Source organism: Bdellovibrio sp. MYbb2 (genome assembly GCF_056175685.1).
Window position 1 is genome coordinate 974,347 of record NZ_JBJKJI010000001.1, and the last position, 26,601, is coordinate 1,000,947.

Genomic DNA, 26,601 nt, shown 5'->3' on the forward strand with positions numbered 1-26,601 from the left:
GTTATGAATTCAGAGTCCAAATGCTATCGTTTTTATATTTGCTTCGCAAGACTGGGAAGTGGCATGATCGCAGGACTTATGCCTGTACACGACGTTGAGCTTTCCCCCGAACAATCCTCTGCTTTGGATCTTTTAAGATCCGGAGAGAATGTTTTTTTGACGGGCGGGGCGGGCAGCGGAAAAAGTTTTCTGATTCGCCAGTTCATGCGTGAACTGGATCCGAAAGAAATGCCTATTCTGGCCAGTACCGGTGCTGCCGCCGTGTTGTTGGGTGGCCGGACTTTTCACAGCTTCTTTGGTCTGGGTATCATGGAAGGTGGCGCTGATGCCACCTATGAACGCGCCAGCAAAGACAAGCGTCTGATGTCCCGCCTGCGCAAGGTTGAAGGTGTGATCATTGATGAAATTTCTATGATTCCCGGCCAGGCCCTGATGATCGCCGAAGCTTTATCGCAACGAGCGCGTGAATCAAAACTTCCCTGGGGTGGCATGCGTGTGATCGCGGTGGGGGATTTTGCCCAGCTGCCCCCGGTGACCCACACCGGTCAGCGCGACTGGTGTTTCTTAAATGGCGTCTGGGAAGTCAGCGGTTTTCAGACAGTGATGCTTTCACACAATCAGCGGGTTTCGGATAATTTGTTTTTGGATGTTCTGAGCGATGTTCGTCATGGCAAGGTCACTGAGCGTGTTCGTGAATTCCTGAATGAACACGTTCAGGATCACGATGAAGATGATCCGGGCACACGTCTGTTCCCGCGCAAGATCAACGCCGAAAAGTTCAACGAACGAAAACTGGCCGAGATTGATGAAACCGAAGTGGTGATTGAATCCATTTATAGCGGATCCGAACGTCACATTGAAACTTTGAAAAAAGCGTCACCAATCGCGGAAAAGCTTATTTTGAAAATCGGCTGTCAGGTGATGTTCCTGCAAAATGATCCCCAGCGCCGCTGGGTGAATGGCACACGCGGATCCGTGGTTGATATCACGGCAGACCAGATCACCGTGCGCAAGGACCGTGGCCGCGAAGTTCAGGTCAGTAAATCCTCTTTTGCCATTCAGGATGCTGAAGGCAATATCATGGCGCAGGTCGAACAGTTCCCACTGACGCTGGCTTACGCCACCACGATCCATAAAAGTCAGGGCGCCACCCTGGATGATCTGTGGTGTGATCTAAGTCAGTTGTGGGAACCAGGCCAGGCGTATGTGGCCTTGAGTCGTCTTAGAAGCGCCAAGGGTTTGCACCTGATCGGGTGGAATCCACGTTCCATTATCGTTGATCCAAAAGTTTTGCAGTTTTATAAGCAGTTTGAAGGTCTTTAATGTTTTTGAAGGTTTTGTTTTTCACCGGGGTTTTCTCTGTAGCGTCCTCTGCATTTGCTATTTATTTCCCTTTGCCCGCAGGACATCGCGAAGCTTTTATGGGTAATGCCGGTGGCGCGATGGAGTCTTCGCCGGGAAATGTTTTATACAATCCAGCAGGTTTGGGGTTTCGCTCCACGAACAAGTTGTCACTTTCGGTCAGCGGGACTGCATTAACCAGTCATCAAATGAAAAGTAACAGCAGTGACTTGAGCCCCAGTGACTATTCGGTGCGCCCCTTGCTGGCGTCAGGAATTTATCCGACAGAGTGGGGGACGGGGGCTGTGTTCGTGGCAAGCCCGATGATGCTAAGCCTGGGTGGCGTGATGAATACGCAGGGTGGCTCTTACAATACTTCCACACTGACCAGTTTGGACAGTCAGCTTTTGAAGGTCGGGGCGGCATTTGGTGCGGCTGTCAATGACAGCCTTTCCTGGGGAATTTCTGCAGGCTTGCAGTTGGGTGATTCAAGAACTCACAGTTATAACAAGATAAGCACGGGGGGAAATCTTTATGCCACCATGTTTACGGAAACAGAAAACAAGAACAAAGGCCTTTTTGTTCTGCCGGGAATTCAGATAAAGCCAGTGGCAAACTGGACGGTGGGATTTTCTGCGCAGTTCGTACCTGTGATGCTGGAATCAAAAGCGGTTGATTATACAGCTGTTCACTATGTGGCGACGCCGAACACGGTGAATGAAGAGACAGTTTCTTATGAGCCGGTGAAGCAATCGCCCTACTATCTGCGTTTGGCCAATGGCTTTAATCTTCTTGCCGGGAATGACCTGTTTGTTGACGTGACTTATACCTCCGAATCTTCTTCCAGGGATGCCGATGGAATTGTCTCGAATGAAGAGTCGTTCGTTGTCTATTCTGTTGGCTGGAGAAACAAAAGTTTTGAAAGTTGGCAGCCCATGGCGGGTTACAGTCAGTCTTCAAGCGATAATAGCACAAATCATCTGACCAGTGCCGGAGTTGCGATTGTGCGTGGACGAAGTGAACTGATTCTGGGTGGCTACTACATGGCCTCGGTGCCCAATGATGATAATCTATTTGAGTATTCGAGCTACGGATTTATGTTCTCAAGCAACGTGGCTTATTAAAAAATCCACATCAGTTCGCGCAGCATCCCGATGGCGATGATGATTCCCAGTGTTTGCAATACCAAAACGATGTAGAACCAGGCAGGTTGTTTCTTCGATGGTGCTTTCGACATCAGCCCTCTTGCTAATCTTCATCGGGTTTACTTCGGAATGTATAAACCAGATGTAGTTGAAATTTCATCACTGTAATACATGAATGAACATCGCCTTTATGTCCGATCCAGCCCCTGGGTTGGGCCCGTAAAATCAACCTAAGTACTTGATATACCTAAATTTAATCATGCTTGAATAATGCTCAATTTGGGGCTACTGTCAGCGCATCGTATATAAGTTTTAGGAGGAGCCATGGCTCAAGTTACCGAGAAAAATCCGGTGGGTCTTAACGGAGTAGATTTTATTGAATACTCCGGTCCTGACGCCCACTTTTTTGAACAAGTGTTCAAGCGCTATGCTTTTAAGGAAGTCGGCCAAGTTCACGGCAAAAACATCAAACTTTACCGTCAAGGCGACATCAACTTCATCCTGAACTGCGAACCTCAGACATTTGCTACTGACTTTGCAAAACTTCACGGCCCTTGCGTGAATGCAACCGGCTTCCGCGTAGTGGATGCTGAGCAGGCATTCAAAACGGCTGTGGCTCGCGGTGCGCGCCCTTATGAAGGCAACGAACACCAAAAAGGGGCGACTCCATTCCCGGCGATCTATGGTATCGGTGACTCTTTGATCTATTTCATGGATCAGAAAAACCAGGACAAGCTTTATAATGAAATCTTCCAGGTGAAGCCTGAAGACAAAGCTCCGGTGGGTGTGGGTTTCACAGTGGTGGATCATTTCACTAACAACGTGCCGAAGGGCGAGATGGACAAGTGGCAGCACTTCTACGAAGGCATTTTCGGCTTCTACGAAGCGAAGTACTTCGACATCCGCGGCAGCAAGACAGGTCTTCTTTCCCGCGCGATGAGATCCCCATGCGGAAAATTCTCTGTACCGATCAACGAGCCGACAGAGGAAAAATCCCAGATCCAGGAATATCTGGATGAATATAAAGGCTCCGGCATCCAGCACATCGCTTTGCTGACTCACGATATTAACTATTCCTTGGAATCCTTGAAAAGCAGCGACATTCAGTTCCTGACTCCGCCGCCGCACTCTTACTATGAGATGATTCCTGAGCGTGTGCCGGGTGTGACTGAAGACATCAGCCGTCTTGAAAAAAACGCGATCCTGGTGGATGGCGACAAAACAGGAAAATACCTGCTGCAGATCTTCACGAAAAACACTTTCGGTCCGATCTTCTATGAATTGATTCAGCGTAAAGGCCACGATGGTTTCGGCGACGGAAACTTCCAGGCTTTGTTTGATGCGATCGAGCGCGATCAGCGCGAACGCGGCTATTTGACGTAGGTGATTTGATGGAACTGATTCGCTCTTTGTCTTTGCCTGCTATTGGAACAAAGCTTACGGCTGAAGAAGCCATGAGTCTTGCCATCAGCGAGGCCTATAAGGGAGCAGCGCGAGTCAGTCCCAACCCGCTGGTGGGTGCGGTGGTTCTGGATGCTCAGGGCGGATTTTTGTCCGCCGGTCATCACGAATTTTACGGCGGCCCCCACGCGGAAGTGAATGCCCTGAAAAATCTTTCGCCCGAGCAGCTTAAAGGCGCCCATGCCTTTGTCACGCTGGAGCCTTGTGCGCACGAAGGTAAAACTCCATCCTGCGCCAAGATGATGGCAAAACTTCCTCTTAAAAAAGTGACCTTCGGTCTGATCGATCCCAATCCACTGGTGGCCGGTCAGGGGGCTGAAATCCTGCGCCAGGCGGGGATTGAGGCCGAGGTGTTTTCTTCCGCGAATCCGGTTCTGGATGCAAAAATCAAAACCGAACTGGAAGAAGTCTGCGAAGCTTTCTTGTGGAACTTCCGTGAAAAGAAAGTCTTCGTTTCTTTGAAGATGGCTTCCAGTCTTGATGGGCAGGTGGCGCTTCGTTCGGGTGAAAGCCAGTGGATCACGGGGCCTGAGTCCCGTGAATACGTTCACTACATCCGTGCCTGCCATGATGGAATTCTGGTGGGTAAGGGCACCATTGATTTTGACAATCCGTCTTTGAACATCCGTCACCCGCAGATCACGAAAAAGAACAAAGTGATTGTGGTCGATGGTGAAGCCGAGCTGCTTCCGAATTTCACCAAGCTGAAGCTTTCGGAAGTGCATGCGGCAGAGGATGTGATCTGGTGTGTGGCGGAAGAACTGCGTGAAAAGGTTGAAAAATTGCGCGGCACTTTGGCGAAATCGCCGGACGTGGTTTACGTAAAGACCCGCGTCGGTGGCGATCTGGATCTGGAAGACCTTTTGGAGCAGCTATATAAAAAAGGCCTTCGTTCTGTGATGGTTGAGGGGGGCGCGTTCACGGCGAGCTCCTTTGTTAGTTACCACCTTGTAAATCGACTTTATATGTTCCAGGCCCCTATCATCATGGGCTCTGGAGGTTCCCGCTCTTGGACGGAAAGCGTTCGTATTCCCGCCATGACGGATAAGATCCAACTGAAGAACCCTCGTTATCTGACCTTCGGTAACGATTTCATGATCACGGGGACCTTATAGGTACAGCTTACTTTTCAAAGGCAGGGGTGCTAAAACCCCTTTTTGCTTGAAGCTGTATTGATGGAGGCCGTAAGTGACCGAACAAAGCACACAGAAACTAGACTATCGTTGGGTTCGATCCGACAAAGGCGCCTTAGCTGGCGTTTGTAAGGGTTTGGGCGACGCTTTGGGTATCGAAACTTGGATACTGCGCGTCATTTGGTTGGTTGCGGTTCTCTGGTTTGGCAGTGGGATCGTGTTTTATTTGATCCTGGCAGTTTGCTTGCCCCGTGTCGACAGACTGGACCAAGCTCTAGATAGAAAGCTTCTGGGCGTGTGTGCTAGAATAGCTAAACGGTACCACATCGAAGTGGGAGTAGTAAGAACGGGATTTGTTCTGTTCATGCTGGTCACTTTCGGTGCTGCGATCCTGGGTTACGGCCTTTGTTACTTTCTTATTCCCAAGGCTGACGAACCCGCAAGTCGCTCAAAGAGCGCAGGAGTATTTTAATATTTATGGGTGATGACAGTAGTAGGTCGATCGTAAAATCCCTGAAAAACGAATGGTCTTTGTTTTTGGAAGCTTTCCAAGGCGAAGACGCTGATGAAACCAAACCGTCGCAAGACGCCTTTGCCACGGGCCAACTGGAAGTTCTGGATCTGGAACAGATCCGCGAGATGACCAAGGCTCTGGTCGAGGACCGCAAAAAGCTCAATCAAAAACTGGAATCCTTGTCTAAAGAAATCGACCTGAATTCGGCGAAGTTGGAAAGCCTGCGCCTGGTCGGTGGTGAAGAGGACGAAACCATGTTCCGTATCAACGAGTTGCATGACTTGGGTCAAAGCATGGCGCAAGCCCTGCAGAAGCTGGACAAACAGCTTCGCAATATCCGTGAACAGGAAGACAAACTGAATGAGGAGCTTCTGACATCCTAATGGGATGGATGTGGCTTCTTCCCTTTATCGCTTCGGCTGACTTTGCCTTCACCGGCAAAGTCGTAAGCCTGCAAAAGAATCCCCTGAAAAACAATTATCTGGTTCGCATGGAAAGTGTCGATAATCCTTTAGAGGTCGACAAGGGGCCCGAGTATCTGTGTCTGAACAAGGCGATGAAGTCCCAGGATCCGGTGCTTTTCACTTTCGATGCACGTCTGTTTAAAATCCGCACCTGCAGGCTTTGATCTGATCTTTTATCTTTGCACGGTGCCGGCGTGACTGATCAGCAGTTTGCCGGTTCGTCCAAGGCAGTACAGGTCTGTTGAAATTCCATTTTTGATGGCTTCGGATTTCATGATCATAAAATTATGCTTCCAGGTGTGAGTCAGTCTTCGCGGGTTTCGCATGTACCAGGCCGTGGGATAATTAATACTGTGCATGGCGCTGGAGGTGAACTCAAAGGTTCGATACCCCAGCAGCTGAGGCTCAATTTTTAAAACTTCACTGAAGTGCACGTCGCCCGAGGCAAAGACGACCGGGGCTTCCATCCGGCGGAGCTTTCCGGCCAGATCAGAAAGATTGCGCATGTATTCTTTTTGAAACGAATCGTTGCCGATATACGAAGAAAAATACTGACTGCCGTTCATCAGCCACGCGGGCTTTTCATTTTCACCTAAAGTCTGAAGCAGCCATTCCTGCTGATCTGAACCCCACATCATGCCGCCAGTTTTGGGTTCATCGCGGAAGAACCGGTCATCCATTAAAAAGAATCTTTGCCCAAACCCGGTCAGCACCGCACCCACACCGTGACCTTTGCGATAGCCCGCCACGGGCGTCGAACCAAAAAAGCATTCAAAGATCCGTTTGGAAACATACTTCATGGCGTAGTGGCGGTTTTCATTGTTTCGGCCATAGTCATGATCATCCCAAGTGGCCAGGGTTGGAATCAGTCGTGGTTGTCGGAAGTGCGCCAAGGTCATGCGGGTTTCGCAGTGGCGCCGCCACAGGTCTTTTTCAGTGCCGTCACTGCCCAGATCACAGTACACCGAATCCCCCAGCACAAACACCAGCTCGGGCAGTTCGGCAAACATCCGGTCCCACATGTTGCTGTTCTGGCTGTGATAGATGTCGCAGGAACAACTGATCATTGCAAAGCGCAGATTCTGTTTTCTGTTTAAAGGTAAACTTTTAAAGATCCGCTCATCCAGAACGGTGCCGCGGTCCTTGTCGATCACCTGCAGGCGGTACAATTGATCAGCCTGCAGTTTTTCGGTGATCAGTTTGTCGATTCCGTATCCAGAGTGGCTGCGGTGTTCTTCATCCCATTTGCGCACAGGCAGATCCCGGCCCTGCGAATCTTTCACGCGATAGGCGTAAGGGTTCTTTCCCTCGGTCAGAATCGTAAATTGCGCCGAGATTTCATTGGTCATGTTCTGGCAGATGGGAATTTTGCCGGTGTAAAGATCGGACTGGTATTCATTACCAGCCAGAGCAAGCCCCGCGGGGAGACTTGTGTATATCAGCATGGATTTGGTGGCGTTACCCAGGAACTCGCGGCGTGACGTGCTCATCACATTATCATCGCGGTAAGAGTTCCTGCTTGGTAAGGGCGCTGTTTAAAAAACAGAGATGACAGATTTGTTACTAACGATCGCGGTTCTGGAATTCTTTCCATTCACGCAGCTTGCGAATGCTTTGCTGCAAAACGGTTTCCAAAATCACCAGTTCTTTTTTGGTCGGAGTGTTCTGCAAAAGCATACGGCGAAGAACTGTAAAGACGTTGATCTTTCTTTGGCGGGTCAGATCAAAGCCCATTTCTTCCAGCCACGTTTTCAGTGTCGCCTCGGGATCAATGCCGTCGATGCCTTGAGGGGCCCGGCGAATTTTTCCGCCATCCAGTTTGGTGCGCTGTCCACCCCAAGTGCGGCGCAGACTGTACATGCCAAGCAGTGTGGCTTGTGCCAGATTCAAACTCCAGTTGTCACCGAATGTCGGGATGCAGGCGCAGAAGTTCGCGTGCTCAAGGTCTTCTCCGGCAAGGCCCCAGTCTTCAGGGCCGAACACCAAGTGAACGACATAAGGCACGTCGCTTTCAACCTGGAACTGCGGGGCTTTGTCGGCGATGTCTTTAAGAACTTCATCGACATCGCGCACTTGACGGCCTTTGCCATCGCGGGCAGTGAAGGCCACTTTGATACTTTCTGGCTCTTGTTTCAGGAATTCATCCCACGAAGCATAAGTCGTGCGGTTTTGCAGACCGGTTTGGCCGGTGGCGGCCGCTTGCTGGGCTTCATAGGTGAGCTCGCACTTGGGATCAATCAGAATCAGCTTTTCAATCCCCATATTAGACATCGCGCGCGAAGTGGCGCCGATGTTTCTTTCATAGATAGTGCGAACCAGAACAATGCGAATCTCAAAAGGACGTTTCATTTTACAGGGCTCCAGCCAATACCAGGCCGTCTTGAATAAGGCCGTGGGTTTTTTCATCCTTCTTGGACAGAGTCGCCAGATCGTCTTCGATCTGTTTTTTTAATTTCGATTCAGGGTGACGGGACAAAACAAGCTCCAAAGCTTCCATCAGCAACAACCAGTCAGTCGGCATCAGGGTTTTGTGAGCAGCCAGAACTTTATCCAAAGAGTCGGTCAAAGCAGTCCCTTGAAGTTTGTCTTCGCGGATTTTGCGAACCTGACCGTACAGGCTTTGTCTTTGCAGTTCTTCGTTGGAATATTTCGGTGCCGGAACACGTTTGGCAACAAAGTCCGTGGTTTCGCCGTAAGCCTCGCGGTCGGCAGGTCCGCCAAACACCGATGGAACCGTGGATCCCACGGCCATGTCAAAGGTGCCCCATTCGGGTGCAAACAACACGCGGCCGTTAAATTCTGCTTTGGCATCGGTCAAAGCCAGCACCAGGGTCTTTCCGTCTTTTTGAAGAACGGACTGAATCTTGCCGGTCACAACGACGCCAGAAACAAATTCAAGACGCGTTTCTTTGCCCGCAATCACATTTAGCGCAGACCACTGGTCGGCAGTGAATGTTGAAGGACACTGGGTTGGGTGACTTTTCAGGAAACCCACCGGAGTTCCGAATCCATGGGCATGATACTTCTGATCATGTCCTGGAAGTTCGTGATCCTGATAGGACAACTGCGAAGGCCCCTGCAAACGCAGATAAGCCAGGGCGCCGTTGCTGTCGGTGATCGCTTCCACGATCTGACCGGAAATTTGCAGACCTGAATTCAGCTCGGCCGTATTCACGGACTGGGCTTCGATGGCCTTGTGCAAACCCTGAAGACCGCCGATACGGAAGGCCATCTGGTCAGCCATTTCATCCAGAACGCGCACCAAAGTTTTGAAATCCTTCGCCACAAACAATTGCGGCTGAGGTTCAGTGATGTCATAGGAAGTTTTAATGCAGTCCATAGTCAGAGGGATCTTTTTCACCTTCTGGCTTAAGCACCACTTGGATTCGCCGACACTTGAAAGCAAACCCGCACCAAAGATCTTTGGATTGTCGATTTCACCAATCAAGCCGTATTCAGCCGTCCACCAGTTCATGCGGGACAGTTCGGAAGCTTCCGAGATATGGCTGATGCTTTTGCCGACCTTGTCCAGATGCACTTCCGCTGCCTTCACCTGTTCAGGTGTGGAAGCGGGGTTTTCTTTGATGTCGGAAAGGTCACGGATGGCTTCGTAAAGATCCAGATCTTCTTTGCTGATGATGGCTTTTTTCGCCACCTGAGCATACTGGCGCAGGTAATCGGAAAATTCAGGGTGAATCAGAATTGGCGCATGGCCCGCGGCCTCGTGAACAATGTCCGGAGCCGGGGTGTACAGCAAATGATCCAGGGTGCGCATGTCCGAGGCAATCGGCAATACGCCCAGGGACTGCAGTTCCATGAACGCCGCCGGTGGAATAAAGCCGCTGACCGGCAGTGCGCGCCAGCCGAATTCCTGAATTCTTTTGCTGACGTCTTCGATGCGAGGAATGCGTTCGATGTCGATGCCGGTTTTATTCAAGCCTTCGACGTAACACTCGTGGGCGTGTTTGGACAAAAAGGCTTTCAACTGGCGCAAAACATAGCGCCACACAGCCTGATCAACCGAAGTGTACTTTTCGTAGTTTTGTTCTACGACGTATTTTCTTAAGTGCGGCGGTAAAAAGTCCGTCTCCATCGTGATCTTTCTTAAAGGTCTTTGTCGTCTTTGGACAGATAGTTCTGAATGTAATCAGCGACGGCTTTTTCCAAAGGCCATTTTGCCGGGCTCATACCCGCTGCCAGCCACTTGTCGGTTTTAGCTTCGGTGAAATACTGATACTGACCGCGGATGTTTTCAGGCATCTCAAGCCAGTTGATTTTCATGTCCGTGCCCATGGCCTTGAAAACACCACCGGCCAGATCCAGCCAGGTGCGCGGTTTTCCGAAGCCCATGTTGTAAACGCCATTCTTTGGTTTTTTCTCCATCAGCTCGGCCATCCAGCCGGTGACGTCCTTGACGTAAACGAAGTCCCGCATGAATTCGCCGTCTTTGTAGTTCGGGTCTGCGGATTTAAACAATCCCAAAGCGCCGGTGTCTTTGATTTGATTGTAAGCTTTGAACGCCACGCTGGACATCGCGCCCTTGTGGTATTCATTCGGGCCAAAGACGTTAAAGAACTTAAGGCCGTACCAGTGTGGAGGCGTTTTCGTCTGTTTCACCGCCCAGCGATCAAACAGAACTTTTGATTCGCCGTACAGATTCAATGGGCGCAGTTTTTCAGGATCAGTCGTGTCGTCAAAGCCCAGTTCTCCGGCGCCGTAAGTTGCGGCACTGGAGGCATAAATCATGGACTTGCCGTGTTCTGCGCACCATTCAAAGATTCTTTGTGTGTAGTAAGTGTTGTTCTCCCACAGGAACTCTTTGTTTGTTTCCGTGGTGGAAGAGCAGGCGCCCATGTGGATGATCCACGTGACTTGTTTCTTGGCTTCTTCGGTTTCAAGGAACGGCCACAAGTCATCTTTCAAAAGGAACTTGGTGATTTTTTGTTTGCGAAGAAGATTGCGTTCGGAAAGACCTACTGAGTCCACCGCGATGATGTCGGTAAGACCTTTTTGATTCAGTTCCCACACCATCACACTGCCAATAAATCCGTTTGCGCCTGTTACAATAATCATAGTGATTTTAAGGTATTACATGGGATGGGAAAGCTCAAGGCCGGGGGCGTTGTTCAGGGCCTGTGCGAACAGGAAATTTCTTCCCAAACCGGGGTGAAAATCGGCACCTAGAGCCTGTTAATTCGATCTGGGCGGGCACGGTGGTTGCTCTCTAGGAGCGGGTCGGGAGGGCCGAAGTGCTCAGTTCACCACGTTTTTTCATAATCTCATTAATGGTTTTGGTCTTGGGGGCCAGCCTGTATCTTGTGCGTCTTTCGGGTAAAGACGTCAGCAAGGTGAAGTCTGGTGAAGACTATTGGGCCGAGACGGGCTTGGGTCCGGCGGCTTTGGAAGACCTGTTACAGGATCAGACCTGTGGCAGTTCCGAGCGCTATTTCCTGGCGTGTGCCAATGCGATTTTGACTGTCGCCAATCGCTATAACTTGAGCCTGAGCCTGCAAGGTGAGCTGGTTCCCGTTCATGAAGCTCTGTCTGCCGACATGAGTTCTGAGAAAAAACAGCTGGAGCCTTGGAAAGAATATTTCAGTTCACACACGGCCAAAGCCACCCAGATCTCTTTCCTGAAAGCATGGCAAGAACTGAAATCCGACTACATCCAACCCAAACAAAGTTCCATGATGGTGGGCCTGGGGTTGAACGGATTTATCTCGGTCTTCCGCGATCCACACACGTATTTCATGCCGGTAAATCAGTTCCAGGAAGTGATCTCCAGAGCCGACAGTCGTTCGGTGACTTTGGGAATCACCCTGGGCAGCCACAAAGGTCAGTACGTTGTGCGCAAGTTGACTGAAGGCAGCCCGGCGAAGCTTTCTGGCATTCAAAAAGGGGACGTGCTGATTTCTATCAACGGCACTTCAGTCAAAGGCCTGATGCAGCCGCGCGTTTCTGAATTGTTAAAAGGCGAAGTTGGCGATGTGGTTCGCATCCGTGTCGAGCGTAACGGCGAAACTATGAAGTTCCGTCTGCGCCGTCAGGAAATCACTGTGGCGACCGTTTCCACGCGAGTGATTGAAGGCATCAAGCCGATCGCGGTGATTGGTATTAACAAGTTTGCCCGTGGTGCCTGTGAAAAGGTCAAAGAGTCGCTTGAGATCGTAAAGCGTTCCCACGTGCGTGGCTTGTTGCTGGATCTGCGTGACAACCCAGGTGGTCAGATGGAAGAAGCCGCTTGTATCGCCAGTCTGTTTGTCGGTCCGGAAAATAAAATCTTTGAAGTTCGTTACCTGGATCCAAGCAAGAAAGCGGAAGTTTTCTATGGTGGTGAGGAAAAGCACTTTGACATGCCAATGGCTGTTTTGGTGAATGCGGCCTCTGCCAGTGCTTCTGAAATCGTTGCGGGGGCTTTGCGTGACCTGAACCGCGCGGTGCTGGTGGGCGAAAGAACTTTCGGAAAAGGTTCTTTCCAAGAGGGCGAATACTGGTCCCAGAACAAGAAAATCGCTTTGTTTGAAACAAAAGGTTTCTATTACCTGCCATCCGGTCGTTCCCCTCAGATGAAGGGGCTTGAGCCTGACGTGGCGGTGAACTTTGAAGAGATCTCTGTCGTGCGCGAGGCAGAGCAGTTCATCAATCCTCTGCGTGCGCCGGAACGTCAGGTGCGTGCGATGGCGCAATCCATGTCCAGCAGCGAATGTCTGGATCTGGAAGACGGTGTTTCCTCTGATGATTTACAACTGACAAAAGCTCGTCAGGTTCTTTTCTGTACAAAGGCTGTGGCGAGGGCGGGGCTATGATTACGACGACACTTTTTAAGAACAAGTTTATTCCGGCAAAAAGAAAATCTGAATATCTGATGATCGTTCTGCACGGTCGTGGTGACAGTATCAAGCCGTTCTTTTCCTTTGATGAGGAAATGAATCTGCCGGAAATGAACTATTTGCTGCTGAACGCGCCCCGCAAGTTTCTGGATGGTTACACGTGGTACGGGGAGCCTCCGTATCAGGCCAATGGCGTGATGAAGATCCGCGAAAAACTTTTTGATCTTTTGAATGATCTGGAAAATCAGGGCTGGGACAGCAAAAAGATCTTCCTGTTTGGTTTTTCCCAGGGCTGTTTGATCAGTGCGGATGTGGGTTTGAATTATCCCAAGAAGCTGGCTGGTGTGGTCGGAATCAGCGGCTATTTTAATTTCTATCCCCGCTGGAGAAACAACCTTTCGTTGGATGCGAAGAAAACCCCGTGGCTTTTCACGCACGGTCATCAGGATGATATTTTGCCTCTGGAAGAGACAAAGTATGGCGTCGATAAACTGAAAGATGCCGGTTTGAAAGTGGAATGGGTCGAGATGGACAAAGACCACTCTCTGAAAGACGAAGAGTATCCCATTATTAGACGCTGGGTTCGTGACCAGCTTTCTGACTTAAGAAAGAATTAAAAAAGGCACCCGGTCGGGTGCCTTTTTGTTTTAGATGGATTCCTTGTGTTCTTCCACCAGACTGAGCAGTCGGGCGTAAAGATCCATTTTGACCGCCGGGGTCTGTTGCAGCTCCCGATAGAAACGGCCGGTTGGAATTTCCGGCATGCCGTTTTGTTCAAAGACCAGCTTGTCGATGATCTTCTGAATCTGCTCCATGCTAAGGCCTTTTTTCTTTTCGGTGATGATTTCTTCAACCATCTCGATCAGGGCGTTGCCGGTGATACGTTTTTCAGAATTTAGCTTTTCGGCGCGGTCTGAAATGCCTTTCAGAATATGCTCAGGCTTGTTTTTGCCTGCTGCCGTCTGCACCAGTTCACGGTAAATGGACTGGAAGTTTTCAATATGACGGCGCTGTTTTTCGCCCATGCGGGCGTCGCGGGTTTTGGCAAAACCGGAAAGCACGGTCTTAAAGAAGCTGTTTTCAGTCATCCAGCGTTTTTCAAATGGCAGCGGGCTTTCCTGAAGGAACTTTGGATAGTCCTTCATCAAGGTGCGCATATTGTAAAGTGCCGGGTGATTCACGCCATCGGCGACTTTTTCGGTGTTGCCGCTGACTTTGCATCTTTCAAAGAAGGAATATTCTTTGTCAAAGCGGGCAAACAGACCGTCTTTGGCCAGAATGTGGCTGCGCTGAGTTTCGTTAAAGCCCATGCGATAAAGAAGTCGTTCCGCGCGTTTGCTGTCGAAAACCTTGTTGAAGTTTTGCACCGCCGAGTGGTGGGCAAAATCACGAAGGGGCTTTTTCTTTTTGGTTTTAAGGTAGTCCACCATTTGCGCGAAGACCTGCACAATCAGACGGGCTTTTTGTTTTTGCTCGTTCAGATTGGTCGAGAATCTTTCCACGTCATCATAGCGGTATTTGTCATGGCGGATACCGAACTGACGAACGCTGCCATAGTCGATAATGCCGGCGTCGGCCAGTACGTTGTCGCCGTCCCAGTCAAGCCAGGCAAAGATATAGTCCGTATCCAGCAGGGCGGTGAATTCACCGAAAGCCTTGGACACTTCATGCAGCATTTCATCGTACTTCGCGTTGCCTTTGGATTTGATGTCCCAGGCTTTGTTCATCACCTGACGGTCGATCAGATAGTCCGTGGCAGATTTCAGATTATCCAGGCGTTCTTGTTTCAGATAAAGGAACAGGTGGGCCGGGCGGATCAGGTTCTGGGCCGCGCGCACGCCAATGCCGTAACCTTTACCCAGATCAATCACACACAACATGCGCTCGGTGCGCACACCTTGAAGGTGCATCACTTCCGCCAGGATCGAAGCTCCCAGCAGTTCATCGATTTCAGCCAGGCCGCAGCCATAGCCGAATTCAGTGCCTCCGGTTTTTAGCGGCTTTTGAGCGGCTACCGCTCCTGGAGCCAGGCAAGTCACACCCGTGCCGCGACTTGAAACATCCCAAGTCGTGCCACGATGATAGACGGTTCCATTCCAGATGCCGCGACCATCGCCCGAGGTTTTACCCTGTTTGTTGGAGTGTTGCAGTTGCAGATAGCGGGTGGCCATGTATTCATGAGGTCGGATGGTTTCAGGATCAATGCGACGATGAGTGATTTCGTCATATTCATTGATGATTTGCAGAGAGAAAGTCTGAATCAGTTTTTCCTGAAGATCATCCGTCATTTGATGAGGATGGTCGGAAGGGATCAGTCCCATTTCTTTCGCGAGAATGAAATTGAAGTAGGCGACTTTGCCAGTTTGCAGTTCACGCACTTTATAAGATACAAAGCCGTCTTTTACTGCTTCCATCCAAGGATGCACGCCGTTGAGCTGATCAAAGGACGAATAAAAGTTCGTCACTTGTTGTAACTTTCTCGCGCCGCTATGTTTCATCGTCATGAGATTCCACACTCCTTGTAGAAAAATGAGACACTCTTCATATCGGCAAGCCAGGCCTGCACTTTAATATTAAGCCCTAAAAAAGTTCTTCCGAATACTAGACTGGACATAATAAGGGGACTTCATGAAGACATCTGGCTTTTTACTTCTAGTGTTGATCTCAACAACCTCGTTTGCCCTCAAGCGCGATCCGCCCGGAAAGCTGCTGCGCCCGCAGTTTTCAACTTCGCAACCTTGCGAGAACCGTCCTGACTTCCTGACCGAGATCCGCAGCGAGTTCGTGGGTTCCCTGAAACACCTGCCAGAGACGGTTTTGGTGGCCCGGGATGTGGAATATTATGTGGAAGGCAAGGCTGACGCGGAAAATCTGCGCATGCATGGGTATCAGTCCTTTATGAAGGCTCCCGCGACGCCTGCTAAAGTCCTTTGTGGCAGCACGGCTCAGGACCTTAGCCAGAGGTTTTCATTGATGGCGCCCACATTGATCGACACCCACAAGGAAAGCCGCGTGGGGCAAAGCTTGTGGCAGTTCCAGTTGCTGACGGATGCCCAGCGTTTTTCATTCTGGAATTTGAAAACCGCGGGTCTGCGTGGGGGTGAAAGCCTGGAAGGCTGGATCAAAAGCAGCGGGGCACAGTATAAGATCTATCAGAAGACTCACACCGAGTATGAACTGATGCTGATTAAAACCGAAGGCAACGTGACCCAATATCTGTCCGTTCGCTATGACTCGGTTCCGAATTTGAAATAGTCACTGGGCTTTGGTGTGGGGATTACAGTCGGCGACGGAAATAGCCGGGGTATTCCAGCACCAGACAGTCTTTGTCCACCGTGAGGTCCGCGCTGAAGTGGACCTCTTTTGTTTTGGCGTCGATGGATTCAAAGCGGTAAACACTTTGTTCGGGCGTGTTTTTCAGCTCCGTATAGCGCTGGCTGGCTTTTTTGGTTTTAAACTGCAAAGCATCGACCCAGGTCACTTCGATTTCGTACACTTGCAGAAACTGCGAGCGCATCCACTGAATTGGCAGGGTGTTGGTGAATGGCGACGGGAAAATATCCACAAACAGGGAATCCACCAGGTCGGAAACTCCGACTTTCTGATTGGGATGGGTCAGGGACTGCACGTGAAAATTCTGAACGCTGTAGGAATCATCCATGGTGATGCTGTATTTGATGCGCTGAAGTTTTCCTGAAGAATCGGGATAGACCAATAGGGAATCCGCGAAGATGTTTTCTCCGGCTGTTTTAAGCACCAGATGCTCGAATCCGACCCCTTTGAGGGATTCCCATACAACGTCCTGCACTTGCATACCCACCACCTCGTACGGTTCACAGGATAACACAGAGAGATTTTCTTGGTCCGGGAAAATGTTGGTGAAACTGCCAAAGGTTTCGACAGCTCGGATTTCTGCTTCATGCTGAGATCCAAAAGCCGATAAGTACATATGGGCTCAGCATCGTTCCTTAAAAATCTGCTGACACGCTTTGGAGTCGAATTCGGTCTGATTGGATTAATCGGGCTGGGGTTCCTCACATTCCAGCGTCCGGAGCTTTTAAAGCTGAGCCAGTACTCCGAAAGACCTTCCAATGAAATGACCGAAGTGCTTCGCACAACAGAGCAGATTCTGGTGCGTGCCGAAGCGGCGCAGGACCGATTCCTGGCGTCCCGTCAGTCCGCCGATCTGCAGTCCTATAACAGCGAAATCACCTCGTTAAACGGGCAGCTGGCAAGAATGTCGCAACTGGTGCGCAACAAGCCCCGGGAGCACGCCATGGCGGTGAAGCTGGGACACCTGATCCGTGCGCACATTGAAACAGCCAACACCCAAGTGATGAATCCACAGCGTCGTCCGGCCCAGACCGAAGAGTCCTTGGATAAGACCCGCTATCAGATTCGTCATCAGATGGTTGAAATGCAGGCGGCATCTGCGCCCGCGATCAAATTCAAACCCACCAAAGAAGGCCAGAACTTCCTGGTGGGGTTGTGTGCGGCGATTACGTTGATCATTGTCAGCCGTGTTCTGCAAAGAAAAGAACAGCACGAAACCCGCAAGGCTGTGGACTTGCTTCAGGGGAAATCCATTTTGCTGGACACCATCCTGAACAGTATGAGTGAGGCCCTGATCGTCGTGGATCAGAATGGCTGGTTCACCCACTATAATGCGGCCGCGCAAAGAATCATCGGATCCAAGATCAAGGAGATTTCGACCGATTCCAGTGTGGAACAGTTGGGATTCTTTAGTCAGGCAGAAGGTCGTCCATTCACACGCAAAGAGCTGCCGCTGTATCGTGCGCTTAGCGGGGACCGTGTGGATGATCTGGAAATATTTGTTCAAAACACTGAACATCCCGAGGGGATCTATATTTCCCTTTCCAGCCGTCCATTGAACGACATCGACGGCGGTATCTCTGGCGCCTTGATTGTGTTTAAGGATATCAGCCGTCGCAAGATGGTTGAGCAGGAATGGATCCGCGCCCGTGAAGCGGCTTTGGAAGCGTCTCAGAAAAAATCGGACTTCCTGGCGGCGATGAGCCATGAAATCCGTACGCCCATGAATGGTGTGATCGGGATGACGACTCTTTTGGCGGACACGCATCTGAATCCGGAGCAAACCGATTATGTCGGAAATATCAAACGCTCGGCAGAATCCCTGTTGATGCTGATCAATGATCTTTTGGATCATTCAAAAATCGAAGCGGGCAAGATCCGTCTGGATCCGCAGCCTTTGGATTTGCAGTTCTTGGTTGAAGACGTGATGGAAATGTTCAAGCCCACGGTGGCTGAAAAAAACATCGGCCTTGAGTGCCGCTTTGATGGCAAGAACCTGTGGCATTACCGCGCCGATGCCGGACGCCTGCGCCAGATTCTGGTGAATCTGATGGGGAATGCAGTGAAGTTCACGGAAAAAGGCTTCGTGCGTCTGGAAGTTTCCAGCCGTGGCGACAACGACGGAAAGACCGCTTTGTTGTTTGAAGTGAAAGACACCGGACAGGGACTGCAAGAGCATGAAAAGCGCTCGTTGTTCCAAAAGTACTTCCAGGCCAAGGCCGGAATGAAATTTGGCGGTACCGGTCTGGGCCTTTCCATCTGTAAGCAGCTTGTGGATTTGATGGGTGGCGATATCGGTGTTGAAAGTGTGCCGGGTGTGGGATCGAACTTCTGGTTTATGGTGAACCTTGAAGAATGTGCGGGCGAAGTGCAGCCGCAAAGTTCAGAGGTTCGTTTTGCCAAGATTTTCTCAGGCCATGTGCTGGTCGCTGAAGATCAGATCGTCAATCAGCGGGTGGCCGAAAGTTATCTGACCAAACTGGGATTGAAAGTTGAAATCGCTGGCAATGGTCAGATCGCTTTGGAAAAGGCTCGCAGTAAATCCTATGACTTGATCTTTATGGACTGCCAGATGCCAGTGATGAATGGCTATGAAGCGACAAAACAGCTTCGCCTGTTGGAAAACACCCTGGGCCGCAAAACCCCGGTGGTGGCGCTCACTGCCGAGGGCACCAGTGGTGAACGAAAGAGCTGCTATGAAGCAGGCATGGACGACTTTTTGACGAAGCCTCTGGAGCTTCATAAACTGATCGAGACCTTGCACCGCTGGTTGAAACCGTCCGAGAAAAATCTGGATCTGAAAGCTTTGGAAAGTCTGAAGGATCTGATTTCACACGACCGCAGTCTGACGGAAGTGCTGATCGAGGATCTGGAGCAGTCAGGCCCCGTGTTGTTGCACGAAATCCGCGAGGGCATTGAAAGCAGAAATCTGGAAAAGGTTTCTGAATCCGCGCACGCCCTGAAATCCAGCGCGGCGACTTTGGGAGCCAAGCAGGTGTCCGAGCTTTGTCAGAAGCTGGAAGATCTGCAGGACTTTACCGAAGCAGAGTTTTTGCTGAAACAAACCGAACGCAAGTTTTTTGAAAGTCTTTCGGAGTTAAAGACATACTCCTCCAGAGTGAGGGCGGCATAAGATGGCTAAAATACTGATCGTGGATGATCAAAAAAGTGTGTTACTGACTTTAGAGGCCCTGTTGATCAAGGACAATCACCTGGTCACGTCCTGCATGAATTCCATTGATGCTTTGGACAAGCTGACCAATGAACATTTCGACCTGATGATCACCGATGCAATCATGCCCGGCGGAGCGACCGGCTATGCACTGATCCGCACCGTGCGCAGCAATCCCCAACTGGCACAATTGCCAGTGATTCTGCTGACCGGGAAGCGGGAAAAAGCCGATATCGAACGAGGCATCGAATCCGGCGCCAACGACTATGTGGTGAAGCCCGTGGATCCGGAATTGCTTTCGGCCAAGATTCAAAACCTGCTGGCGAAAAGTGAAAAGGACACGGCTCACTTTGTCGAGGCCCCGGTGCACGCGAAGGCCGAATGGGAAACCAAGACGGAAATCATGGCCGTGTCCGAGCTTGGTATGACCATCAAGTCCAACATCCCGATGCCTTTGGGAATGGTGACCCGAATATCCAGCAGTCTTTACGAAGATATTGGCATCAGCAAGGTGCCGTTGCGAATTACCGCCTGCGAAGAAACCAAGACCGCGACTGAGACCTTTTTCAAGATCCAGGTGCATTTTGTCGGTTTGACGGAAAAAGAACTGACGCCGCTGCGTCTGTGGATTCGCTCTAAAAAGACGTTCTAGAATTTCACCGTGGCAAAGCCACCGTAAGGGGTGCGCAGGTTTGTGACCTGTCCCTGATAGATTCTTGCCAGAACCAGCTGCATACGGCCCTGATAAGCATAACAGCGCAGATCATACTTGAAGGTTTGTGGACCTTCGGGCGTTTCAAAGGTCTGCTCTGGAGCCGGCATGTATTCTTGCGCAATCATATCCTGACCCACGATTTTCTCATAGGTGCTGCGACTGATAGTGCCGCCACGATAGGACTGCTTGGAGCCGAAGGCGTTCTTCGGTTTAAAGAAGTACTTTTTGCGGCTGGCCCAGATTTCATCAGCGCGGTTGGTGCTGATATCGAAGGATTCCGGCACCGCCGTGCGAACCAGATTCAGATCTTCACCAGCAAGACCCTGACCTTCAAGGAAGCCCGGGGTGCCCCAGTCAATCAGACGCTGCTTGTCGGCCAGCATCAGATATTCAAATGGATTTGGTGACAGACACACATCACGATTCAGGAACTTTTCACGCAAAATAGAACTGGAAGGTTCGGTCAGGAAAAAGTCTGTGTGACGGTTGTAGATAAAGTCCGGATGGAAGTCCTTGTAAAGCTCGCGATAATCGACAATGCGGGAATCCCAGCCGAAGGATTTGAACAGTTCATTGTAAGCCAGGAACTCGACATACAGTCTTTGCTGAGATGGTGCATCGTCGGTGATCGCCACTTTAAAGCCTGGTCCGGTCTTCTTGCCCTGAAGTGCCATCTCAGTTTCAATAGAACGGCGGATTTCTTCAGGATTGAAATCAGGAACCGCCAGGGAATGACCCTTCATGCGGTACATTTCATAACCCAGAATCAGGAACGCGGCGTTGGTGTTCACTTCGATGAGCTTCAGGTTCTGATGCTCGTCCAGGTGAAAATCATAGCTCATCATGATGGATTTGTTGCCCGGGTCTTTCAGGCCTTTTTCGGCAATCAGATTCTGATAGTGGGCAAGATACGACGGTTGCTGGCGCATGTTGTACAAAGCAGAGATAATCTTTTGCGCCTTCTGAATCACGTTCGGGGACAGGGTCACGGCGAACGGAGAAATCAGATTTTCGGAAACAAAGTCCTCAAGGGGCTCTTTTTCAAGCCCCTTGTAAGAAGAACGAAGCTGCTGGATATAGTCAGCCTTCAAATTCATGGTTATTTCAACGGGGTGATGTGTTCATCGCCCGCTTTCCAGCCGGCCTGGCAAAGCTCGCCAGTCTGGCAGCCCTGAAGCACGCGCAGGATTTCTTTGGCGTCACGACCCACAGATGTATTGTGGATGCCCATGTACTGGATTTTTTGATCAGGATCGATGATGAAAGTACCGCGGGTCGCGATACCACGATCTTCAAACAGCACGCCGTAATCACGAGAAATACGTTTAGTCAGATCGGCCATCAGCGGATAACCCAGGTTGCCCAGATCATCACGCAACCAGCGTTTGTGAGAATGAACGGAATCCACACTGCAGCCAATAACAGTGGCGCCGGCATTCTGGAACTCTTTCAGGTGCTCGCGGAACTGAGTCAGTTCAGTCGGGCATACGAAAGTGAAATCCAGAGGATAGAAGAACAGGATCACCCATTTACCTTTGAAATCGTTCAGTGAAATATCTTTAACTTCACCGCCATCAAATACAGCCTGAGCTGCAAAGTGCGGAGCGGGTTGATTAATCATTGGCATAGATGTGTCTCCTTGCTATTAATTGATGCCTTTGATGGTGTGGAAACTCAAGGAGAAACTGTGAAAATCATCTCTTGGAATGTGAATGGAATTAGGGCTTGTCACAAGAAAGGTCTTCTTGATTTTGTGAACACAGAAAAGCCGGATATTTTCTGTATTCAGGAGACAAAAGCTCACATTGATCAGGTTGAAAACGAACTGAAGAAACTGACGTGGATGCATTCATACTGGTCCTCGGCTGTTAAGAAAGGTTATTCAGGCGTTGCGACTTTTGTGAATGAAGAACCCAAAAGCGTGGAATACGGCTGGGGCATTTCTGAATACCAGTCAGAAGGCCGAATCATCGTCTCTGATCACGGCCCTTTTGATCTGTACAACATCTATTTCCCGAATGGGGGATCTGGAGATGTTCGTCACAATTTCAAACAGCAGTTTTTGAAAGATCTGAATGTGCATCTGAAAGAAAAACTTGCGACCGGTCGCCAGATCGTTGTTGTCGGGGACTATAACGTGGCTCACGAGGCCATTGACGTCCATGATCCTGTCCGTCTGTCCAAAGTCAGCGGTTTCTTCCCGGAAGAGCGTGCTTGGTTTGATTCATTTGTGGACCTTGGTTTCATCGACACCTTCCGTTATTTCAAGCCGTCCGAAGCAAAGCGTTACTCCTGGTGGGATTATCGCCAAATGGCGCGCATTTCAAACCGCGGCTGGAGAATTGACTATATCTGTATCTCAAAAGGCCTTGAGAAATACCTGGCTTCAGCAGATATTCTCGACCAAGTTGAAGGCTCGGACCACTGCCCGGTCGTAGCCACTTTGGATATCTAGAAAAAGGGGTCCATAAATGATCATGATTCCATTTCCATTCATTATTGCAGAGCTGGTGATCTTTATTCTGGCCGTGCAAGAGTGGGGTTTCCTGAACACACTGGGCCTGTATCTGCTGCCATGCCTGCTGGGCTTTTTGATCATGACCACCGTAGGCCGCGTGGCTTTGATGAGCCTGCAAACCTCGATGATGCGCGGGCAGCAACCTGGTAATAAGATCCTGCATTCTGGCGCCTTGTTCCTATCAGGCTTGCTGTTCCTGATCCCAAGCTTCTTCGCCCGAGTGGTCGCCATCATTCTATTCATTCCAGGTCTGCGCCACCTGGCGGTTTGGAGATTCAAATCCTACATGGCCAAAAAAATGTCCCAAGGCTCGGCCCGAGTCTTTAATTTCGGCGGCGGACCTTTCGGCTTCGGCGCAGGAATGGGCGGCATGGGTAACGGCAACGCCAACAACGGCTTCCGCTACTACGAATTCCGAAATCAAGGCGGCGGCTTTGAAGAAGTCCGCGAAGAACGAGAAATCCAAGCAGAAGTGCTTGATGTCACCCCTCTTGAAATCACTCACGAAGACAAAGAGAGCAAGAAAGACTCTTAGTTTTGCGCCGGAGCTTGGAAGGGGGCCTTAGGTCTCTGCCGCTTCGGACAGTCCTCGCTCTTGGGGGTTTTCAGCTGGCTACCGCACGGGGTTTTTGGTTCGCTTGCGGAACTTGCGTCAGAGGCCTAAGGCCCCCTCCCAAGCTCCTTCGAATCTCGAATCTATCTTGCCCTCTTTGCCCCGATAGTTAATTCAATAGCAATGACATCTGCGTTTGGCGCACAAATAGGCGAGCTTCCCCAATTCAGAGGCCTTTGAAGGGCCTCTTTCTCCATGAACGAGAACCTCTCCAGGTTTTCACCCTACCTTGGGTTGTGTGCACGTTGAGCGAAGCTCAAAGGACCCTCAGCAGCCTATTGAAAAAGATCGAGCAGCTTCTTAAGGACCTCAAGAACCAGCAAAACTAGCCTTAGGATCCGTTTAAAGCTTCTCAAAAAACGACGAACAGTAACTTGCGAAGTTTTGTTCGGCATTCGAACCTCCTCGGAAAGCGAAGAGGCTCAAATTCCATAAAAAGCGAAATGAGGAAGCTCATTTCGCTTTTTGCATTTCACAGACCACAAAACTCACCGCCCGAAGCAGTCTCATCGCGCTCCTGCGCAATTTCGCTCCAACCTAAAATGATCTGATTGTCCTACCAAGCTGTCGTTGTGGCAGAGGGAGGATAAAGACGAATCCGCCGCAAGTTCCGCAGCGAAAACAAAAAACGCCGGCGGAAGCCAGCGTTGATAGTGTAGAGCGAGGATGTGTTCGAAGCGGCGGGGTCGGCTTTAGCCTCCCTCTGCCGCATCCGGGAGTCTACTTGGTGGAAGAAACCACGCGCCCGTTTTTAGGTTGATTCGAAACAACTGGGCCGAAGTATTTGCGGAACATGGATTGACCCAAGTGCGCGGATTTTACTGTCCAGAATTTTTTGTTCACGGTGATGGCAGCAACGGCGATTTTGCGTTCGCCATCTTGTGCGTAGCCCACGAACCAGTCGGTGCGACCACGTGGGTTGTCGCCAGTCAGGTGACCGGTTTTACCGCCCATTTCGATTTCGCGGAATTTGCGGTCTTTGGTGATCGGGCGGAACGAACGGCGGGAAGTTCCTGCCAGAACGGTTCTTTCCATCAGCTCACGCACTTTTGCGGCGGATTCTTTGGTCATGATGTTGCCGTTGTTCAAAGTTGAACCCTCGTACAGGGATTCGCCTTGTTCATCGGTCACATTGCGCACAAGGTACGGGATCACAACTTGACCGTCGTTGGCGACAGCAGCGGCGATCATCGCGCCTTGAACCGGGCTCATGCGGTTGGTTTTGTTGTAACCGGAAGCCACTTCGGCCATTTCAAAGCCTTTGCCTGGTGGAACGTAAGCCACACCCATTTCAACCGGGAAGTCTGCGGGGATTTCCTGATTGAACATGAAGCGGTTGGCGTATTCGTTCAAATCTTCCGGGTGCAGGTTTTCGATGCTCAGACGACCGAAAGCGGTGTTGATCGAGCGGGCGAAGGCGTCTTTCAGGGTGATCACGTTGGTCCAACGGGTCACTTTGTCAGAAAGAACGTTTTTCTTGTACAAAGTGTAGGCGCCGCCGTTGTAGCGGATTTTGCTTTCAGGGCTGACGCCAGCTTTATCAACTGCCGCCGTGGCCGTGACAACCTTGAACACGGAAGCTGCCGGGAAGGTTGCTTGCAGATTCAGGTTCGGAGCATCGGCATCGTCACGCTGGAAGCTCGACATTACCAGAACTTCTCCGGTCATTGCGTCGATCATGAAGACCGCGCCGTAGTCAGGCTTGTAGGCTTTCAGCAGACGGTCGGCTTCGCGCTGAAGGGTGTCGTCGATGGTGTAGTTCATTTTCACAGCGTGTTCTTCGCCGTTCCATGGGATCTTAAGAGACCCTGGCAGATCATTGGCGCGAACTTTTTCACCGATGGCTTTCGCCAGCTGAGTGCGCTGTTCAAGTTGAGATTTGATTTTCTTGTGAGCTTGAACCTCTTGGCTGTCCGCAGAGGACGTAAAACCTAACAGAGAATAAAGGCCTACCAGGCAAGCTCCTGAAAAAACGAGCAGTTTTAGCAACTTATAATTGTTTTTAGATGACATTATTTTATGGTAGCACCAAATTTTTAACGCTTTCAAGGGCATTCTCAGAAGAAGTCACTGGAAATGCCATTCTGGTGCGCTTTTCAGGCCTATTCCTCGTGACTCTCGAGGGGACTTGGACTAAAGACTAATAAGCATGAAGACTAAAGAACGTATTCTCGTCACCTCCATCGAACTCTTCAATCGCAGCGGCGTTGTGGCTATCACAACAAATCACATTGCGAAAGCCATGGATATCAGCCCCGGCAACCTGTATTTCCACTATGACAACAAAGAAGAGATCCTGATCGAGCTGTTTAAGAGAATGGCGAAAGAGACCTACGACGTCTGGCGCCCCAGCCGCACCAAGAAGTCGACTCCGCTGGTCTTCATCAGCGACAACTTCGAGCTGTACTGGCGCTATCGCTTCTTCCACCGCGAAATGTACGCCCTTCGCCGCCGTGACCAGCAACTGGCGAAGATGTGGAGAAACCACATCCAGAAAATGATGAAACTGATGGTCATCCTTTACCGCCAGTGGGTGAAGGACGGCAAAATGGTGAAAATCGCCGAAGTCTCTGAAATGCAGTACATCGCTGAATCCCTGCTGGCGATGGCGACGACCTTCCTGCAGTTTTTTGAGTCCGCTGAAAAGCAGCCCGGCAAGCGCAGCATCGAGCGTGGTAAACGCCACGTGGCCCGTCTGTTGTTGCCGTATACTTCTGGCGAAACAAAGAACGAGTTTGAAAAATTTCTAAAGTCCTAGCCCAAAATGTCACCTGAGAGCGAATATAAGCCGTTCTCAGCTGGCAGACTCATTGCTTTAGTTCAGAGTCATAACGAAAGGCTCTGACATGAAAACCATCGCCACATTCTTCGCAGTTATTCTTTTTGCATCCAACTCGATGGCGGCTTCCCAGTGTGCAGAGCTTAAAAAAGAACTTCAGGCCATGCAGAAGGCTCAGGCTCAGATCATGGCGAGCCTGGTGAACAATCACGAGACGTTCGCTTCTTCTTTGGAGGAATACTCCATCACGATGAAAACAGCCAAGGAGTTGACTGTGAAAGCCGTGTCTAAAGAGATGGATCAGTCAGCTCAAGCCTTCCGCACGCGCGGAGTTCAGGGGAAAAAGATGGCCACACAGCTTAACGCCGCAACCGGGGATTTGCTGGCGCGTGTGGCTTCTTGTCTTAATTAGTCTTTATATATGCCTGTGGGGCGCTTCTCGGGGGAGAAGCGATCCTGAATCGTGCAAGGCGACCTCTTAGCAGGTCGCCTTCTTTATTTTCGGGCCTTGATCAATTCCATATAAGCCACTGTCAGTCGGCAAACTCGCTTCAAACTGAGAATCTTAGAGTGAAAAAGCCCC

At 50.4% G+C, this 26,601-nt stretch carries 25 protein-coding genes; 16 read left to right on the forward strand and 9 right to left on the reverse strand.

All coding sequences use genetic code 11. The features are described from left to right. Nucleotides 1-3: 3 nt before the first annotated feature. The 7 genes from pif1 (at nucleotide 4) to AC04MQ_RS04905 (ending at nucleotide 6,222) form a co-directional block, all read left to right on the forward strand. A complete protein-coding gene (gene pif1 / locus AC04MQ_RS04875) occupies nucleotides 4-1,323 on the forward strand; it encodes an ATP-dependent DNA helicase Pif1 (RefSeq protein ID WP_015092536.1) in 1,320 nt (439 codons plus the stop codon). Then, complete coding sequence (locus tag AC04MQ_RS04880; protein WP_015092535.1) at nucleotides 1,323-2,465, forward strand: hypothetical protein; 1,143 nt, start codon at nucleotides 1,323-1,325, stop codon at nucleotides 2,463-2,465. The genes pif1 and AC04MQ_RS04880 overlap by 1 nt, the downstream gene beginning before the upstream one ends. A gap of 345 nt (nucleotides 2,466-2,810) precedes the next feature. Further along, a complete protein-coding gene (hppD, locus tag AC04MQ_RS04885; RefSeq protein WP_015092533.1) occupies nucleotides 2,811-3,869 on the forward strand; it encodes a 4-hydroxyphenylpyruvate dioxygenase in 1,059 nt (352 codons plus the stop codon). A gap of 8 nt (nucleotides 3,870-3,877) precedes the next feature. Continuing rightward, nucleotides 3,878-5,062, forward strand: coding sequence for a bifunctional diaminohydroxyphosphoribosylaminopyrimidine deaminase/5-amino-6-(5-phosphoribosylamino)uracil reductase RibD (gene ribD, locus AC04MQ_RS04890; RefSeq protein ID WP_015092532.1), 1,185 nt, complete (start codon nucleotides 3,878-3,880; stop codon nucleotides 5,060-5,062). A 73-nt stretch (nucleotides 5,063-5,135) separates the two neighbouring features. After that, nucleotides 5,136-5,552 (forward strand): PspC domain-containing protein, encoded by a 417-nt coding sequence (locus AC04MQ_RS04895; RefSeq protein WP_041578041.1) that lies wholly within the window; start codon nucleotides 5,136-5,138, stop codon nucleotides 5,550-5,552. Between the two features lie 5 nt (nucleotides 5,553-5,557). Beyond that, nucleotides 5,558-5,977, forward strand: coding sequence for a hypothetical protein (locus AC04MQ_RS04900; protein WP_015092531.1), 420 nt, complete (start codon nucleotides 5,558-5,560; stop codon nucleotides 5,975-5,977). Further along, nucleotides 5,977-6,222: a hypothetical protein gene (locus tag AC04MQ_RS04905; protein ID WP_041578038.1), complete on the forward strand. Its 246-nt coding sequence runs from the start codon at nucleotides 5,977-5,979 to the stop codon at nucleotides 6,220-6,222. Before AC04MQ_RS04900 ends, AC04MQ_RS04905 begins: the two co-directional genes overlap by 1 nt. Before the next feature lie 9 nt (nucleotides 6,223-6,231). Here AC04MQ_RS04905 and AC04MQ_RS04910 read toward each other — a convergent pair whose 3' ends face one another. The 4 genes from AC04MQ_RS04910 to rfaD all read right to left on the reverse strand — a co-directional run bounded on the left by AC04MQ_RS04910 (nucleotide 6,232) and on the right by rfaD (nucleotide 11,131). After that, complete coding sequence (locus tag AC04MQ_RS04910) at nucleotides 6,232-7,548, reverse strand: alkaline phosphatase D family protein (RefSeq protein WP_475391333.1); 1,317 nt, start codon at nucleotides 7,546-7,548, stop codon at nucleotides 6,232-6,234. 73 nt (nucleotides 7,549-7,621) lie between these two features. Beyond that, complete coding sequence (locus AC04MQ_RS04915; protein ID WP_015092528.1) at nucleotides 7,622-8,407, reverse strand: RNA methyltransferase; 786 nt, start codon at nucleotides 8,405-8,407, stop codon at nucleotides 7,622-7,624. Nucleotide 8,408: 1 nt separating this feature from the next. Then, nucleotides 8,409-10,151, reverse strand: coding sequence for an aromatic amino acid hydroxylase (locus AC04MQ_RS04920; RefSeq protein ID WP_475391335.1), 1,743 nt, complete (start codon nucleotides 10,149-10,151; stop codon nucleotides 8,409-8,411). 11 nt (nucleotides 10,152-10,162) lie between these two features. Continuing rightward, nucleotides 10,163-11,131 (reverse strand): ADP-glyceromanno-heptose 6-epimerase, encoded by a 969-nt coding sequence (gene rfaD / locus AC04MQ_RS04925; RefSeq protein WP_015092526.1) that lies wholly within the window; start codon nucleotides 11,129-11,131, stop codon nucleotides 10,163-10,165. 212 nt (nucleotides 11,132-11,343) lie between these two features. Here rfaD and AC04MQ_RS04930 point away from each other — a divergent pair, with 212 nt between their 5' ends. Continuing rightward, nucleotides 11,344-12,864 (forward strand): S41 family peptidase, encoded by a 1,521-nt coding sequence (locus AC04MQ_RS04930; RefSeq protein WP_015092525.1) that lies wholly within the window; start codon nucleotides 11,344-11,346, stop codon nucleotides 12,862-12,864. After that, nucleotides 12,861-13,505 carry an alpha/beta hydrolase gene (locus AC04MQ_RS04935; RefSeq protein ID WP_015092524.1) on the forward strand — a complete coding sequence of 215 codons (645 nt, stop codon included), beginning with the start codon at nucleotides 12,861-12,863 and terminating at the stop codon, nucleotides 13,503-13,505. The genes AC04MQ_RS04930 and AC04MQ_RS04935 overlap by 4 nt, the downstream gene beginning before the upstream one ends. Before the next feature lie 30 nt (nucleotides 13,506-13,535). On the opposite strand, the gene AC04MQ_RS04940 is transcribed toward AC04MQ_RS04935, so the two are convergent. Beyond that, a complete protein-coding gene (locus AC04MQ_RS04940; protein WP_051026333.1) occupies nucleotides 13,536-15,392 on the reverse strand; it encodes a protein adenylyltransferase SelO family protein in 1,857 nt (618 codons plus the stop codon). Nucleotides 15,393-15,516: 124 nt separating this feature from the next. Between AC04MQ_RS04940 and AC04MQ_RS04945 the strand changes: the two genes are divergently transcribed. Beyond that, complete coding sequence (locus tag AC04MQ_RS04945) at nucleotides 15,517-16,143, forward strand: hypothetical protein (RefSeq protein ID WP_041578033.1); 627 nt, start codon at nucleotides 15,517-15,519, stop codon at nucleotides 16,141-16,143. 22 nt (nucleotides 16,144-16,165) lie between these two features. On the opposite strand, the gene AC04MQ_RS04950 is transcribed toward AC04MQ_RS04945, so the two are convergent. Then, on the reverse strand, nucleotides 16,166-16,735 hold the full coding sequence (locus tag AC04MQ_RS04950; RefSeq protein WP_475391339.1) for a putative glycolipid-binding domain-containing protein: 570 nt from the start codon (nucleotides 16,733-16,735) through the stop codon (nucleotides 16,166-16,168). A gap of 102 nt (nucleotides 16,736-16,837) precedes the next feature. Here AC04MQ_RS04950 and AC04MQ_RS04955 point away from each other — a divergent pair, with 102 nt between their 5' ends. Both AC04MQ_RS04955 and AC04MQ_RS04960 read left to right on the forward strand, forming a co-directional pair. Continuing rightward, nucleotides 16,838-19,354 (forward strand): response regulator, encoded by a 2,517-nt coding sequence (locus AC04MQ_RS04955; protein ID WP_015092520.1) that lies wholly within the window; start codon nucleotides 16,838-16,840, stop codon nucleotides 19,352-19,354. Nucleotide 19,355: 1 nt separating this feature from the next. Further along, the gene (locus AC04MQ_RS04960) at nucleotides 19,356-20,045 is read left to right on the forward strand and encodes a response regulator (protein WP_015092519.1); all 690 of its coding nucleotides are present in this window, start codon (nucleotides 19,356-19,358) and stop codon (nucleotides 20,043-20,045) included. On the opposite strand, the gene AC04MQ_RS04965 is transcribed toward AC04MQ_RS04960, so the two are convergent. Both AC04MQ_RS04965 and AC04MQ_RS04970 read right to left on the reverse strand, forming a co-directional pair. Further along, a complete protein-coding gene (locus tag AC04MQ_RS04965; protein WP_015092518.1) occupies nucleotides 20,042-21,205 on the reverse strand; it encodes a hypothetical protein in 1,164 nt (387 codons plus the stop codon). The genes AC04MQ_RS04960 and AC04MQ_RS04965 overlap by 4 nt on opposite strands. Before the next feature lie 2 nt (nucleotides 21,206-21,207). Beyond that, the gene (locus AC04MQ_RS04970; RefSeq protein ID WP_041578031.1) at nucleotides 21,208-21,735 is read right to left on the reverse strand and encodes a peroxiredoxin; all 528 of its coding nucleotides are present in this window, start codon (nucleotides 21,733-21,735) and stop codon (nucleotides 21,208-21,210) included. 60 nt (nucleotides 21,736-21,795) lie between these two features. Here AC04MQ_RS04970 and AC04MQ_RS04975 point away from each other — a divergent pair, with 60 nt between their 5' ends. Together AC04MQ_RS04975 and AC04MQ_RS04980 are read left to right on the forward strand one after the other, a co-directional pair. Continuing rightward, entirely contained in the window at nucleotides 21,796-22,563 is a 768-nt protein-coding gene (locus AC04MQ_RS04975) for an exodeoxyribonuclease III (protein WP_041578029.1), read from the forward strand. 16 nt (nucleotides 22,564-22,579) lie between these two features. After that, on the forward strand, nucleotides 22,580-23,161 hold the full coding sequence (locus tag AC04MQ_RS04980; RefSeq protein ID WP_475391341.1) for an FxsA family protein: 582 nt from the start codon (nucleotides 22,580-22,582) through the stop codon (nucleotides 23,159-23,161). Nucleotides 23,162-23,959: 798 nt separating this feature from the next. On the opposite strand, the gene AC04MQ_RS04985 is transcribed toward AC04MQ_RS04980, so the two are convergent. Beyond that, nucleotides 23,960-25,252: a penicillin-binding transpeptidase domain-containing protein gene (locus AC04MQ_RS04985; RefSeq protein ID WP_475391343.1), complete on the reverse strand. Its 1,293-nt coding sequence runs from the start codon at nucleotides 25,250-25,252 to the stop codon at nucleotides 23,960-23,962. 136 nt (nucleotides 25,253-25,388) lie between these two features. On the opposite strand from AC04MQ_RS04985, the gene AC04MQ_RS04990 reads away from it, so the two are divergent. Both AC04MQ_RS04990 and AC04MQ_RS04995 read left to right on the forward strand, forming a co-directional pair. Continuing rightward, the gene (locus tag AC04MQ_RS04990; protein ID WP_015092512.1) at nucleotides 25,389-25,997 is read left to right on the forward strand and encodes a TetR/AcrR family transcriptional regulator; all 609 of its coding nucleotides are present in this window, start codon (nucleotides 25,389-25,391) and stop codon (nucleotides 25,995-25,997) included. 88 nt (nucleotides 25,998-26,085) lie between these two features. Then, complete coding sequence (locus AC04MQ_RS04995) at nucleotides 26,086-26,430, forward strand: hypothetical protein (RefSeq protein WP_475391345.1); 345 nt, start codon at nucleotides 26,086-26,088, stop codon at nucleotides 26,428-26,430. Nucleotides 26,431-26,601: the final 171 nt, after the last annotated feature.